General features: G+C 63.1%; 13 protein-coding genes and 2 pseudogenes. 7 read left to right on the forward strand and 8 right to left on the reverse strand.

Annotated features, from left to right (window positions below):
- Positions 1-11 precede the first annotated feature (11 nt).
- The 3 genes from X743_RS148260 (at position 12) to X743_RS0136540 (ending at position 3110) form a co-directional block, all read left to right on the forward strand.
- Entirely contained in the window at positions 12-971 is a 960-nt protein-coding gene (locus X743_RS148260) for a LysR family transcriptional regulator (protein WP_023767213.1), read from the forward strand.
- Between the two features lie 317 nt (positions 972-1288).
- Positions 1289-2446 carry a sulfite oxidase gene (locus tag X743_RS148255; protein ID WP_023767214.1) on the forward strand — a complete coding sequence of 386 codons (1158 nt, stop codon included), beginning with the start codon at positions 1289-1291 and terminating at the stop codon, positions 2444-2446.
- Between the two features lie 193 nt (positions 2447-2639).
- Positions 2640-3110, forward strand: coding sequence for a cupin domain-containing protein (locus tag X743_RS0136540; RefSeq protein WP_031257975.1), 471 nt, complete (start codon positions 2640-2642; stop codon positions 3108-3110).
- Between the two features lie 119 nt (positions 3111-3229).
- Here the strand turns inward: X743_RS0136540 and X743_RS148250 are convergent, their stop codons facing one another.
- The 4 genes from X743_RS148250 to X743_RS148240 all read right to left on the reverse strand — a co-directional run bounded on the left by X743_RS148250 (position 3230) and on the right by X743_RS148240 (position 5932).
- Positions 3230-3958, reverse strand: a complete 729-nt coding sequence (locus X743_RS148250) for an SDR family oxidoreductase (RefSeq protein ID WP_023767216.1) — start codon at positions 3956-3958, stop codon at positions 3230-3232.
- A 208-nt stretch (positions 3959-4166) separates the two neighbouring features.
- Complete coding sequence (locus tag X743_RS01000000169260; protein WP_245264269.1) at positions 4167-4679, reverse strand: hypothetical protein; 513 nt, start codon at positions 4677-4679, stop codon at positions 4167-4169.
- Positions 4680-4888: 209 nt separating this feature from the next.
- Positions 4889-5500 (reverse strand): hypothetical protein, encoded by a 612-nt coding sequence (locus tag X743_RS148245; protein ID WP_023767218.1) that lies wholly within the window; start codon positions 5498-5500, stop codon positions 4889-4891.
- Positions 5501-5587: 87 nt separating this feature from the next.
- Positions 5588-5932, reverse strand: a complete 345-nt coding sequence (locus tag X743_RS148240; RefSeq protein WP_031257976.1) for a VOC family protein — start codon at positions 5930-5932, stop codon at positions 5588-5590.
- 188 nt (positions 5933-6120) lie between these two features.
- Between X743_RS148240 and X743_RS148235 the strand changes: the two genes are divergently transcribed.
- Together X743_RS148235 and X743_RS148225 are read left to right on the forward strand one after the other, a co-directional pair.
- A complete protein-coding gene (locus X743_RS148235) occupies positions 6121-6720 on the forward strand; it encodes a YdeI/OmpD-associated family protein (protein WP_023767220.1) in 600 nt (199 codons plus the stop codon).
- 850 nt (positions 6721-7570) lie between these two features.
- Complete coding sequence (locus tag X743_RS148225; RefSeq protein WP_023767222.1) at positions 7571-9193, forward strand: ABC-F family ATP-binding cassette domain-containing protein; 1623 nt, start codon at positions 7571-7573, stop codon at positions 9191-9193.
- Between the two features lie 8 nt (positions 9194-9201).
- On the opposite strand, the gene X743_RS148220 is transcribed toward X743_RS148225, so the two are convergent.
- Positions 9202-9642 carry a hypothetical protein gene (locus tag X743_RS148220; protein WP_023767223.1) on the reverse strand — a complete coding sequence of 147 codons (441 nt, stop codon included), beginning with the start codon at positions 9640-9642 and terminating at the stop codon, positions 9202-9204.
- Positions 9643-9918: 276 nt separating this feature from the next.
- Here X743_RS148220 and X743_RS148215 point away from each other — a divergent pair, with 276 nt between their 5' ends.
- Together X743_RS148215 and fusA are read left to right on the forward strand one after the other, a co-directional pair.
- Entirely contained in the window at positions 9919-10281 is a 363-nt protein-coding gene (locus X743_RS148215) for a hypothetical protein (RefSeq protein ID WP_023780706.1), read from the forward strand.
- Between the two features lie 83 nt (positions 10282-10364).
- Positions 10365-11231: pseudogene (gene fusA / locus X743_RS148210) on the forward strand (elongation factor G); the annotation flags it as partial.
- 83 nt (positions 11232-11314) lie between these two features.
- Here fusA and X743_RS148205 read toward each other — a convergent pair.
- From X743_RS148205 to X743_RS148200, 3 genes and pseudogenes are all read right to left on the reverse strand, one after another.
- A complete protein-coding gene (locus X743_RS148205; RefSeq protein WP_023767226.1) occupies positions 11315-11962 on the reverse strand; it encodes a glutathione S-transferase family protein in 648 nt (215 codons plus the stop codon).
- A 392-nt stretch (positions 11963-12354) separates the two neighbouring features.
- A pseudogene (locus tag X743_RS1000000174135) lies at positions 12355-12510 on the reverse strand (hypothetical protein); the annotation flags it as partial.
- A gap of 80 nt (positions 12511-12590) precedes the next feature.
- Positions 12591-14129 (reverse strand): alpha/beta hydrolase, encoded by a 1539-nt coding sequence (locus X743_RS148200; protein ID WP_023767227.1) that lies wholly within the window; start codon positions 14127-14129, stop codon positions 12591-12593.
- Positions 14130-14241 lie beyond the last annotated feature (112 nt).

Consider the following 14241-nt stretch of genomic DNA (forward strand, 5'->3'; position numbering starts at 1 on the left):
GCGGCCAGGCGATGCATCCAAGACTGCTGAAGACCTTCCTCGCCGTGGCGCGAACCCGCAACATCACGCGCGCCGCCGAGGCCGTTCATCTCGCACAGTCGAGCGTCAGCGACCAGGTCCAGTCGCTCGAGGCCGAGCTTGGCGCTGCCTTGTTCACGCGTTCGAAGGGCGGCCTGGAGCTGACCCCGGCGGGACTGGCGTTGAAGCCCGTCGCTGAAGAGCTGTTGCGGCTCGACGCAGAGGCGCGTGCGGCTGTGCAGGCGGCGGCCGGGCAGACGAGCGGGCAGGTGACCGTCGGTGCGCTGGAGACGATCGCCTCGGCTCGGCTGGCGCCGTGGCTGCCCGGGTTCCAGGCCCGCCACCCCGGCATCATCGTGCGGATGAAGGTGGCAGGCAGCGGCGCGCTGCTGCGCCAGCTGGAGGACGGCGATATCGATGTCGTCTTCTGCTTCGAGCCTCGCCATTTCGCGAAGGACACTTCCGATCAGCGTTTCGCCAGGCGCACGATAATGGCCGAACCGCTGGTACTGGTCGCGGCTCCGGGGCAGGGCACCGCTCCAGGCGACATTGCCGCGCTCGCCAAACTGCGGTTCGTGGCGACCGAGCCCGGATGCATCTACCGGCACATGGTCGACACTGCCTTTGTCGAGACGGGTGTCGATGCGCCAGAAATTGCCGCCGAAGTCGGCAGCATCGGCGTCATTGCGCGGTTGGTGGCCGCCGGCGCGGGTTTCGGCCTCGTTCCACGCATTGCTGTCAGCGATGCGATCGCACGTGGCGACATCGTCGAACTGCCATGGCCCGGTTCGGCGCGAGCGGCGCCGCTGACGATGATCTGGCGACGCCGGCGCATCCAGCCGGCGGCGCTCCGGCAATTGCTTGCCGCCGCTCGCGATACGCTTGTGCCAACTGAGCGTTCAGGAGCTGAATCGACGAAACACTCCAATGCCTTGTTTGCAAACAGTTCCTGATGTCGGGCCATGTTAGTTCGAAATCTGCCAAAGCATTTCGCGTGCTGCGGAGTTGGATTGAAGGTGCGGTGATTCGGAAGATTCCAAGCCGCAACCCTCGCCACAAGGACAGATAGGGAATATGGTTCCCGATCGCTTGCCGGACCTTAGCTGGCGAATGAGAAGAAGACTCCGCTTTAACCAAAGCGCGCTTCCAGGTTTATTCCGTGCGCTCTCACACAATTGCCACCTCGGCCGGCCTCTCCTAGCGCGACTCCGGCCGCTATTGCATTCACCACTGAAGGAGATCTCAACTTTTCACTGGAGGAGAAGTCATCATGCATCATCTTCCGAGACGTGAATTCATCGGTCAAGGCGGCGCGGCTCTCGCGGCATTGGCGTTCTTTCAATCACGGGTTGCCCACGCTTTTCCAACTCGGGCCGGCGAGAAAGTCATCAAATGGCTCGATCAGCTCCCGCCAAACCCGGTTCCAGAGGTCATCAAAAATCAGCTTGTCTGGGAGGATCTCGATTCCTGGGTGACGCCCAACGACAGGTTCTTTTCAATCGCGCATTTCAACCGTCCGGTCATCGACGAAAGCAAGTGGAAACTCGAAATCAGTGGTCTGGTCAACAAGCCGACAGCGCTAACACTCGCCGACATTAAGGCTCGCCCACGTCAGGAAGTTACATTCACGGTCGAGTGTTCGGGCAATACCGGCCTGCCGTTTTTCAACGGCGGCATCGGCAATGCGCGCTGGGCCGGCACGCCGCTGGCCCCGATCCTTAAGGAGGCGGGGGTCCTTGACAGTGGTATCGAGGTTGTTTTTTGGGGTGCTGATAAAGGGGAAATCAAGCGAGCCGACGATGTCAAGTTCACGCAGAATTTCGCCCGCAGCATGTCGCTCGCCGACGCCATGGATCCCAAAAACATCCTTTGTTATGAGATGAACGGTACTCCCTTGCCCCCTGACAATGGCTTCCCATTGCGGCTGATAGCGCCCGGCTGGTATGGGATCGCGAACGCGAAATGGCTTCAGCGTATCGACGTGCGCGACCAGCGCTTCGAGAACCGTTTCATGGGACGCGACTACGTCACGCTCCGCGAGGAAGATCACAACGGAGAGACAGTATGGGTGGAAACTTCTGTCGGGCGGGCGCGGTTGAAATCGGCACCGGCCCGGGTCACTCATATCAGCAATGACTATCGTATTGTCGGCGCCGCCTGGGGCGGGCCCATCGACCGGGTCGAGGTGAAAGTCGACGACGGGCCGTGGATGCGAGCGACAATCGACGACACCGACAAGGCGGACTTCGCCTGGAAGATGTGGTCCGTCGACTGGCCCAAGCCCTCGGCCGGGGAGCACACCGTCACCTCGCGTGCGGTTAGCACTGGAGGGCAGGTCCAACCCGCAATGGACGATCCCATCATCGCCAAGAAGCATACGTACTGGGAAAGCAATGGCCAGGTAACGCGGCACGTCAATATCGTTTGAGAAGCCGTGCTCGAGATTCCCTTGGGCGAAGCGCATGCGCGAGACTCGCGTGCGCTTTCGCCAAGGGCAGCGGCGATACTGAGCCGACAAATCGCTTGCGTAGACGTGGCGCGCGGACCTACTCTAAACAGTTTTGGCGAGCCCAACCCGGCACGCCGCCGGAATGGGTAGCCCGCTTAGACGGGAGGCTACCATGAAAGTTGCATCGCTACTTGCAGTCGGCTGGATCGTATCCTGCGCAATCGCCCCCTTTGCTTCGGCAGAGGACGCGCACACTGTGATCACTCCCAGCGAGGTTAAGTGGGGTCCTGGACCCAAAACGCTCCCTGCTGGAGCACAGTTGGCAATCCTGTACGGCGATCCGACCAAAGAAGGTCCGTTTGCCCTTCGGCTTAAATTGCCGGCTGGGTATGCGATCGCGCCCCACACGCATCCAGGGCTTGAAGTTGACACAGTAATATCGGGAACCGTTAATCTTGGCATGGGCGAGACCGCCGACCGGAGCGCCGCCAAAGCAATTCCTGCGGGCAGCTATTTCGCTTTGCCGCCGGGCATGGCGCATTTTGCTTATTTCGACGAAGAGACGGTACTCCAGCTCACCACTAATGGCCCGTGGGGCATAAAGTACATTAATCCAGCCGACGATCCTCGAAAGACGAAATAGCTGCGAGGGGTTAGATCGAACTACCCCGCCGCGCTCGGCGGCGGGGTGCCATAGCCGAGGCAGGTTGAAGTGGATACCCAAGGTGGGACTCAGGCTGTGGGTCCGAGCGGATTTTCAAACTAAACCAACCGATGCCCGCCCTCGACATGCAGCGTCGTTCCCGTCGTGAAGCCGTTGCCGATCACGAAGAAGATGGCGTCGGCGATGTCTTCGGGCTGGCCGATCCTTCCGACAGGCAGCCGCTCGGCCATCGCACCAAGCATCTGGGCCTTTCTGTCGCCGGCGACCTGCGTCCAGATCGTGGTGTCGACCCAGCCGGGCGACACGGCGTTGACGCGGATGGGCGCGAGTTCCACCGCCAGCGCCCGCACCAGCCCTTCGAGCGCGGCATTGACAGCGGCAACGACCGAGCCCCGCGCGGCCGGGCGGTAGGCGGCGATGCCGGAAACGAAGGTCATCGAGCCGGCAGGTGTAAGTTGTGGCGCACCATGCTTGGCCAGCAGCAGCGGGCCGTAGAGCTTGCTCTCGATCACGCGTTGCGCCGCCTCTAGGTCAAGCTCCGGCAGCAGACGGTAGGCGCCTTCGATGTCGGCGGCGGTGCTGACGATGTGGTCGAGCCCGCCGACGCGCTGGAAAAGGGCTGCGACCTGGTCTTCCTGCGTGAGGTCGACAGCGGCCACCTCCAGATTGGCGGGGTCGCCCAACGCCTGGCGCGCCTCTTGCAATCTCTGCTCACCTCGTCCGGCGATGACGACTTCCGCACCGGCCTCAACACAACGCCTGGCCAGTGCCAAGCCCATGCCGGAGCCGCCGCCGACGATCAGGATTTTCTGTTTTGAAATGCTCATTTCGCTCTGCCTTTGCTTGGAGGGACAAGGGCAGGGGATTGGCAGGTCAGGGCGCCAAGGGGAAACGGGAGAAACCGATGGTGTTATCGGAGATGCCGATAGTGCCAGCCGCGCAGCGGTCTCGTTCAGCGCACCAGAGGGCTGTCCCAGACGACGAACACCGGCAGCACCGCCGCCGGTCTGACGCCGGCCGGAGGCAGGGCGCCCCTTATTCCTGGCAAGCGGTGAAGGCGCCGCCCGAATTCCAGTCCTTGAAGGCAACGATCCGGCCTTCAGCCGACACGGTCTTGTGCTTCGTGCTGCCGTCCGGCTGCTGCTTCGAGCTGGTGCCCTTGCCGGTCAGCACATTGTAGTCACAGGCGCTGGCGACATTCTCCTTGAGGTAATCCTGCGAATCGTAGGCGAAGCCGGCAACGATGAAGGTGCCGTTGCGGTAGGCGATGGTCAGCGTCTGGTTGGTGCGTTCGCTGCCGATCGGCGGCGCCGGCAGATAGAGTTTGATCGAGCCGTTGGGCAGCATCGTCAGCTCCGGCTCGGTGTCGGAGTTCTCGTAGCCCGGTCGGTCGTAGCCGTTCCACTCGCCACCGATCTGCTCGTGCACGGTTTCGACCGGCTTGAGGTAATTGTGCTCCTTGTCCCTGAGGAAGAAATGAATGTCCATCGGATCGGATGGCTCGGTCTCGATCACCAAGGTCCGGCGCACCGTCGCCGTTGAAGTCACCGGTCAGCGCGGTGATGATCTTCCGGGTTTCGATCGGTTCGGCCATCGCCATGGTGGGGAGCAGGAAAGCAAGGGCGAAGAGCAGGGATCGCATGGCGTGTTCCGGGGGTGGGAGGGAGACGCGTCCGAGAGGACCATGGCTGGTCTTGCGGGATTTTACAGCAGGGCGGCAGTCGTGCGTTGCCTTGCGCAACGAAACGCGAGGCTGCTCATTCTCCGCAGTCGGTAAAGCTGGCCCCGCTATCCCACTCGGCGAACGGCACGACCTTGCCTTCCACTGTCACGGTCCTGTGCAGACGGGTGCCATCCGGCTGCATCTTGCTGCTTTTGCCCTTGCCGGTCAGCAGATTGTAGTCGCAGTCGCTGGCGACGTTGTCCTTCATGTAATCATGATAGTCATAGGCAAAGCCGGCGACGACGAAGGCATCGTTGCGCCAGGCGAGTGTCAGCGTCTGGTCGGTCCGCGCGCCGTTGGACGGTATCCCCGGTATGTAGAGCTTGATCGAGCCGTTTGGCAGCGCGGTCAGCTCCGGCTCGATGTAGGACGCCTCATAGCCTGGCCGGTCGTAGCCGTTCCATTCGCCATACATCTGCTCCTGCACGATGCCGGCAGGCTTGAGAAAATTGTGTTCCTTGTCCCTGAGGAAAAAATGCATGTCCATGGCAGCGCCAGGTTCGGTCTCGACGATCATCGCCAGGTCGATGGCGCCGTCGCCGTTCCAGTCGCCGGCGGCCGCGGTGATGATTTTTTGGGTTTCGATCGGTTCGGCGAGAGCGGCTGTCGGGAGCACCAGGGCAAAAGCGAGGAGCAGACATTTCATGGCGCGTTCCCCGAGTGTGGCACCGGCTGTCGTACAGCACGGCGCGGGGAGGCGCCAGCGCTTCCCTTGAAGGAGTGGCAAGGTGTGCTAGTCGCGTTCCGCGCTGGCAAACACGATCAGGTTCCCATCCGGGTCGCGCATGCGTATGATCCAGAAATGGTCGGCTTTCTCGATAGGACCAGGTTCGAGGCCCGCATCCACCAGCCTCAGCCGTTCGGGCGCCAGCGGTAGCACACCGAGCGTCAGCGTCGAGGTGCCGGCCTTGTCCTTGTCCTCGAAGAGCTGCACCTCGGCGCTGTCGCTGAACTGCCATTCGGCCAGTCCAGGCATCGGCCGGCGCTGTGGCGCCTTGCCGAAGAGTTTTTCGTACCAGCCGATGCTGGCTTCGAGATCGGAGCAGCTGACATGGGCGAAAATTGTCTGGATCGCCATCGGAACCTCCATCCGGCGGTTGCACTGATGCCGGAACGCGGCGATGGGTGGTGCCGTTCCGCTGACTGGCGCCGATGCTTCGGCTGCTGACGAAAACTGGCCGTGGGTTATGCCATGATGCTGGCCGATGAGGGGACGATGGTGGCAGGCGACATGGTGGCAACCGCATTGAACGGACAGGTTCGCTGATGGCGTCGGTCAAGGTCGATCCCGACAAGGTCCGGGAATTCCCCGACGCGGCCAGCTTCTACGCCTGGCTCGGCCAGCACCATGCCACGGAAACCGAGGTGTGGATCAAGGTGCACAAGGTGGGGTCGGGGCTGAAGTCGATCACGCCGAAGGAAGCCATCGATGTCGTGCTGTGCTTCGGATGGATCGACGCGGTGCGCAAGGGGCTGGACGAGAAAAGCTTCCTGCAGCGCTATACGCCGCGTGGCAGGAAGAGCATCTGGAGCAAGATCAACATCGACAATGTCGCACGGCTCATCGAGGAGGGCCACATGACCGAGCACGGGCTGAAACAGGTCGAGGCAGCCAAGGCCGATGGGCGCTGGGGGCGGGCCTATGGCGGTAGCCGGGAGATGAAGATCCCCGACGATCTGCAGGCGGCGATCGACGCCGAGCCGGCCGCGAAGGCGATGCTGGAAAAACTCAGCGCGCAGAACCGCTTCGCGCTCGCCTTTCGCACCCACAACATGAAGACCGAGGCTGGCCGCAAAAAGAAGATCGAGGCCTTCGTCGAAATGCTGAAGCGCGGCGAGACGATCCATCCGCAGGGGAAGAAGTAGGCGTTCAGGCGAGAACGCGGGTTGGCGTTTGGGGCGGCAAGGGCGCTGACGACGATGCCCGGGCAGGATAGTCCAGCCGAGACATCGCCGGGATCGACCATGCACCTTGCACACAAAGTCGCCCTCGCATTGCGCGAGTGGCGGCCTTTCCCTGGGAGGAAGTCAGAGAGAAGTCGCTGTCACTGGTTGAGATCGACCGGTGTCACGCCCAGAAGTTTCAGGGCGTTGGCGTAGGCCCGGATGCCTTGCGCCTGCTTGCGCTCGGCGCAGAACCGGTTCGCCTTGTCCTGGAGCGCCGTTGCCTCGGCAATCCATTGGCATTGGCGCCGGGTTCGGCTTGGGTCTGGATGGCGCTGTCGAGTTGAAGACCGAGCCGGCTGCAATATTCGCTTCGGGTCACCGCCGCTTCCGCACCCGACTGTGCGACCGCAAGCATGGCGAGCGAAACGCCCGCGAGGGCAACCATCCATCGGGTTGAACGTCGTTGCATCTTCGGTATCATCTCATTGCGCCGTGTGGCGGCCGCTGTCCGGCTGCCACTGGATGGTTATCGCAGACGATCTTTTCGCCAGTTTTTCCGATGTGTTGAATCTTGTTTCTGGAGTGTATCTGGCTCTCACCCTCCCCCTTGTGGGGAGGGTCGATCCGCNGGAGCGGGGTGGGGGACTTTTTAGCTTTGGCGCCGCACCCCCACCCCGTCGCACCGGCCTTGCTTCGCAACGCCGGTGCGCCGACCCTCCCCACAAGGGGGAGGGTGAAGCACTGCGGCGCTTGCGCCTCTTCCTCTGGCGCCCGCCATGGCGTATGGCCCGGAGAAAATCCTCCCAAGTTCCCATTCCCTGGAAACCGCATGATCAGACTTGAAAGCATCAGCAAGCAGAATGGCCGTCAGCTTGTCTTCATCGAGGCGTCGGCCTCCCTGCAGAAGGGCGAGAAGATTGGTCTTGTCGGGCCCAATGGCGCCGGCAAGACGACACTGTTTCGCATGATCACCAGCCAGGAGCAGCCGGATGAGGGCCAGGTGCAGGTCGATCGCGGCGTCACCATCGGCTATTTCAGCCAGGATGTCGGCGACATGGCGGGCCACAGCGCCGTCGCAGAGGTGATGAACGGCGCCGGGCCGGTGAGCGACGTGGCGGCCGAAATGGCGGAACTCGAGGCTGCTATGGCCGACCCCGACCAGGCCGACCGGATGGACGAGATCATCGAGAAGTACGGCGAGGCGCAGCATCGCTTCGAGGAGCTCGACGGCTATGCGCTCGACGGCCGGGCGCGTGAGGTGCTGGACGGTCTCGGCTTTTCGCAGGAGATGATGGACGGCGATGTCGGCAAGCTGTCCGGCGGCTGGAAGATGCGCGTCGCGCTGGCGCGCATCCTGTTGATGCGGCCCGACGTCATGCTGCTCGACGAACCGTCGAACCATCTCGACCTGGAAAGCCTGATCTGGCTGGAGCAGTTCCTGAAGGGCTACGACGGCGCGCTGCTGATGACCTCGCACGACCGCGAGTTCATGAACCGCATCGTCAACAAGATCGTCGAGATCGATGCCGGTTCGCTGACCGCTTATTCGGGAAACTATGAGTTCTACCAGCAGCAGCGCGCCATCGCCGATAAGCAGCAGCAGGCGCAGTTCGAGCGCCAGCAGGCGATGCTGGCCAAGGAGATCGCCTTCATCGAACGCTTCAAGGCGCGCGCTTCCCATGCCGCACAGGTGCAGAGCCGGGTGAAGAAACTCGACAAGATCGACCGCGTCGAGCCGCCCAAGCGCCGCCAGATCGTGAATTTCGAGTTCCAGCCGGCGCCGCGCTGCGGCGAGGACGTCGTCACCTTGAAGAACGTGCACAAGGCGTATGGCAGTCGTACCATCTATGACGGGCTGGACTTCCAGGTCCGCCGCCGCGAGCGCTGGTGCATCATGGGCGTCAATGGCGCCGGCAAGTCGACGCTGCTGAAGCTGGTGGCGGGCGCTTCTGATCCCGACACTGGCACGGTGGCGCGGGGGCCTAGCGTGAAAATGGGTTATTTCGCGCAGCACGCCATGGAGCTGCTGGAAGGCGAGCGCACCGTGTTCCAGACGCTGGAAGACAATTTCCCGCAGGCCGGCCAGGCGCCGCTCCGCGCGCTCGCCGGCTGCTTCGGCTTTTCCGGCGACGAGATCGAGAAGAAGTGCCGGGTGCTGTCAGGCGGCGAGAAGGCGCGGCTGGTGATGGCGCTGATGCTGTTCGATCCGCCCAACCTCCTGGTGCTGGACGAACCGACCAACCACCTCGACATCACCACCAAGCAGATGCTGATCGAGGCGCTGTCGCAGTATGAAGGCACCATGCTGTTCGTTTCGCACGACCGGCATTTTCTAGCCGCCCTGTCCAACCGCGTGCTGGAGCTGACGCCGGAGGGCATCCACACCTATGGTGGCGGCTACACCGAATATGTCGAGCGCACGGGGCAGGAGGCGCCGGGGCTGAGGAGCTAGACTAGGCGCTACTTCAGCGAGATGCTCATGCCGCTGAGATCGGCATTGACCTGCATGCCCACCTGTCTGCCTGTGAGTTCGAGCTGGGCGCCCTTGTCATTGGTCATGACGATCACCTGGGCGCCTTTGCCGATCGCGCCGCCACCGCCCGCCGCGCCGTAGACTCCGGTCACATCTCGGGCGCGCCGGATATGGCGCACGGTGCCTCGGAAATAGGTTTTGGAAACGCCGAAGGCGAGGCCGCCCGAGACAGCGCCGACCGAGATGGGATAGGTTTTGCCATGGAAGGTCAGCGTGCCTTCGCCGCCAGAGCCGCCGATGAAGAAGGCGGCTTTGTAGACGGCGAAGCGGATCGTGCCGCTGTCGGCATGCGCGGCGCTGGCAAAGCTGATGCCCGCGGTGGCGATGGCGGCAACCGCGATGGAACGCAATCCGGACGAAATGTTCATGATGAAAGCTCCTCAAAAGGCCGCCGCTTTGCCCAATCGGCGGGGCTATCAGCGTCATGTCAAAGTTACAACTGAACAGTCTCGCCCGTCATTTGGTTCCAAGCACATGGCTTGAATCTGGCTGCGAGAAGATCGACACGAAGCGAGGTCTATGGCAAGCGCCAGGGCGGGACTTCGCGTATACGTGATTGGCAAGGCGGAGGCGCCGGCCAGGCACGATCGTGCGGAATTTGGGATGATGCGATTCAAGGTGCGATTCAGGGGAAGAGCTTCAGGATGAGAATTGCGATGGGAATTGCGACGTCGGCATTGGCCGCGACGCTGGCTGGATGCGCGACCTCGCCGGTTGACTACGGGGCGTCGCTTTCGCAGCAGGACCAGAAATGGGCGTCGCCGCAATGCCAGCAGGCGCGGGCTGTGGCTTCGGACTACGAGGCGCGCGAAAAACACCATCCGGGGTGGGAATTCGTCGCGCTTGGCCCGTACGGTTTGGGGATCATCGCGGCCACCAAGGAGCACGAACAGAAGCAACGGAAGCTGTTTGCCCGCGAGGTGCACCTACAATGCTCAAGCCTTCCGCTGCCGAAGGAATTGGAAGGCGATTTCAGCCCTGCGAACGCACAGACGAAATATCCGTAGACGCGCCTTCATCGCGGAGCACCGTTGCAGACATCTGGTCAACTTGCGAGCATATCGCCATGGAAAAACCAGCCGCGCCCGGGCCTTTGCTGCAAATGGCGATCGAGCCCAAGTCGAGGGCCGATCAGGAAAAGCTGCATATCGCCTTGTCGCAGTTGACGGCTGAAGATACGTCCTTCCACGTCAAGACCGACGAGGAGAGCGGCCAGACCATCATCGCCCACATAGGCGAACATGATCTGGACATTATAATTGATCGCCTGCGGCGCGAGTTCATGATCAACGTGAATGTCGGAGCCCCGCAAGTAGCTTATCGCGAGACGATCACCCGCACGCATGGGCAGGACTTCACACACAAGAAGCAGTTCGGCGGCACGGGCCAGTTCGCCCGCGTCAAGATTGTGTTCGAGCCGAGCTCGTACGATCCAGACTTGCTGTTGGCGTCCAGTATCGTCGGTGGTGCGGTTCCGAACCAATACATCACCGGCATCGAAAAGGGGCTGCGCAGCGCTCTGTCGGCAGGGCCGTTCGCGGGCTTTCCGATGATCGGCGTCAAGGCGACGCTGGTGGACGCGGCCTGGCACGATACTGATTCCTCGGCTCTGGCTTTCGAGATCGCGGGGCGCGCCTGCTTTCGCGAAGCCGCGCCGCGCCTCGGCGTGCAACTGCTCGAGCCGATCATGAAGGTCGAGGTGGTGACGCCTCCGGACTATGTCACCAGCATCATCGGCGAACTGAACAGCCGCCGTGGCCAGATCCGGGGTCAGGAAACCCAGGGCCTCGCCGTTGTCATCAACGCGATTGTGCCGCTCGCAACCATGTTCAAATTGGAAGAGACACTCTTGTTGCGCTCGAACGGGCGGGCACGCCTGAGCGCTTTCTATGACCGATACGCTCCCGTTCCGTCGCCTGGCCGCGACCCACCGCCCGCAGCAGCCATGTTCGCCTGACGTCCGCTCGCGCGCTGTGGTCGCGATAATGTGCGAGGTTGACGCCAAAAGCGGTCAAGCTGGAGGCGTCGGGCATTGGTGTTTCAGCTGATTGACGGGGCGTTGACCGCAAATTGCGCGGCGAAAGCCCTGACATAAGCGGGCCGAGCTTCGCCGCGCGCCACATAGGCGGCCAGGTTTTCATATTCGTCCAAAATGCCTGACATTCTCAGTCGCAGCAGCACTGATACCATCAACAGATCGCCGGCGCTGAACGCACCATCGAGCCAGTCGGCGGCGCCCAGGTGAACAGAGAGCTTGTCCAGCGTCGCGCGAACACGGTCCTTTACCAGCGGCAGGCGCTCTTCGCTCCAAGGCTTGTCACGTTCGAATATTCTTGCCGTCATCAATTCGAGGATCGGTGGCTCGACGGTGTTGAGCGCGGCAAACATCCAGGTGATGGCACGCGCGCGGGCATCGCTATCCGCAGGCAGCAGGCCGGCGTACCGTTCGGCGAGATGAAAGACGATCGAGCCGGTCTCGAACAGGCACAGGGATCCTTCCTCATAAGTGGGGATCTGGCCGAAGGGGTGGATGGCCAGATGCTCGGGCGCCTTCATCTGTGCGAAGGAAACGAGACGAACCTCATAGGGCTGCCCCACTTCTTCGAGCGCCCAGCGAACGCGCGTATCGCGCGCCAGTCCCTTGCCGCCATCGGGCGATCGTTCAAAGGCTGTGATGGTGGGGGTCATTGGCAGGCTCCGGTGTCGGGTATGGTTTTTGGTTGCGTCCAAAGGACGAATGAGCGACGTCACTCCCGACAGGCCATCCTCGTTTTTCAGCCATGGGGTGAGGGCGGCACCGAAGCTGCCGATCTCCCCTCTTGTGGGGGAGATTACAGCGTCGCCGCGTCGCCAAACCAACGTGACGCGGTTCGGCTCAGCTCCTCAAGGTCGGGNGTGGGGGAGATGTCCGGCAGGACAGAGGGGGGCGCTGCCCCGCGATCCTGTCCCCAATCTGCAATGCTCTCACGCTTGTTTCGTCGGGTCTGCCACATGCGGACGCAGTGCCCGGCAAAGAGAGGTTGGCGTTCCTTCGCGCCCCCCTCTGGCCTGCCGGCCATCTCCCCCACGAGGGGGGGAGATTACAGCGTCGCCGCGTCGCCAAACCAACGTGACGCGGTTCGGCTCAGCTCCTCAAGGTCGGGCACAGCGTCAGCGGCCCAGGCGACGATGCCATCGGGGCGCACGAGCAGGGCGCTTAGGCCCAACCGCTCCTTGGCGTCGCCGGCGACATCGGTGGCTGATCCGCAACAGGGCGAACTCGACGATTTTCTGGATGGCGAGCGTGGCTGGATCNGGCTGGATCGGCGACTGGCGATCAGCCGCTTCGTGCGAACGCGCCAATGCTGTCGAGCAGCGGCTGTTGGTCGCCGACCCAGAACCAGTGGTCGTCACCGGCGACCTCGATGAACCGTGCGCCCGGAATCCGGGCGGCGAGGAACCGCCCGGCCTCGATGCGCACGGCGCGGTCGCCGGTGCGGTGCAGCACCATCGTCCGGGCCGAGACCTTTGCCAGGAGATGACGGACATCGGTATCACGCAGTGCCTCCAACAGACCCGCGACCGCGCCGGGACTGGAGGCCGCCCTGAGCAGTCCGGCCCACCAGGTCCGAACCTGGCGGTCACCGGCGAGACTCGGCGCGAAGGTTTCGATCTCCGCCGGACCACCCCAGCCGGCGAGCAGGCGTCGCTTCCACAGATCATATTGCGCGGCGGTCAGGGCGAGGGGATAGTCGGGGGCGTGGCTGCCTTTCGCGAGCGAGCCCCAGAGGACAAGGCCGCTGAGGCGATCGGGGTGATCCACGGCGAAACGGATACAACCCGGCCCACCCTCCGAGGCGCCGATGAGCAGGGCGCGACGGCTGCCGGCCGCATTCATGACCGCCAGAATATCCTGCGCCGTCGCTTCGACGGTGGGGCGGGCGCCGACGCGGTCGGAAAGCCCCATGCCGCGCCGGTCGAACAGGATCAGGCGGCCTAGCCGCGAAACCGAGTTGAGCCAGGCGCGACAGCGTCCGTCCTCCCAAACGCGCTCGACATGTGAAATGAAGCCGGGAACAAGCACGATGTCCATCGGGCCGGTGCCGACGATCTGGTAGGCGATGTGGATGCCGTCGACTTCGACGTAGCGCGTTGCGGGGACGGCGGCATCGTGCGTTGGCTGCTGCAGCAGGGCAAGGGTGGCGGGGTCCGGCGCGACGCCGAGTTCATCCCTCAGCAGCCGCACGCAGGATTCGACCTGGCGCTCGGCCGCCGCCCTGTCCCCAGCCGCCAGATGGGCACGGATCAGGTGACGGTGCGCGCTTTCGCTCAGAGGATCCAGTCCGGCCAGGCGTGTCGCGTTCACGACGGCAGCACGCGGCTCGCCGTCGGCGATCTTGGCTTCGACCAGCCGTTCCAGCACCTGCACCAGGCGGCTGCGCAAGGCCTCGCGCCTGAAGAAGACCCACTCCTCGAATTCCGGACAATCCGGAATTGAGAAGCCGGCGAGATAGTCGCTCTGGTATGTATCGGCCGCCGCGTCGAGGGGACCGACATTGCAGGCATGTTCGAAAAAGCTGGAGTCGACCTCGACCGACAGCGCCGGGTGCAGGACGAGCGATGCTCCGGTGGCGGCGATGACCTCGCTGCCGAAAGCGATGCGGATTTTATACAGTGTGCGGCGAAGGCGTGCCCGTGCGGATTCTTCGTCGGTTTCAGGCCACAGAAGCGTGGCGGCGACGTCGCGCGCCACGGGTCCGCCGGCCTCTGCGAGATAGACCAGGAGCGCAGCCGCCTTGCGCAAGGCAAGCTCCACCCGCCGCCCGTTCAGGCGGAACTCCGGAAACCCCAGCAGTCGGAACGCCAATCGTTCCATCGAAACCGTGTGCGGCCGCCGAAGGGGTTTGAGAGGACGTTGAGGGGACGCCGGCCTTCTATCTACCCCACGACGCCGGGCCGATTGAGCCCGATCAGGAGACTCCCTTGGA

Origin of the sequence: Mesorhizobium sp. LNHC232B00 (genome assembly GCF_000502435.1) — a bacterium.
Taxonomy (GTDB): domain Bacteria; phylum Pseudomonadota; class Alphaproteobacteria; order Rhizobiales; family Rhizobiaceae; genus Mesorhizobium; species Mesorhizobium opportunistum.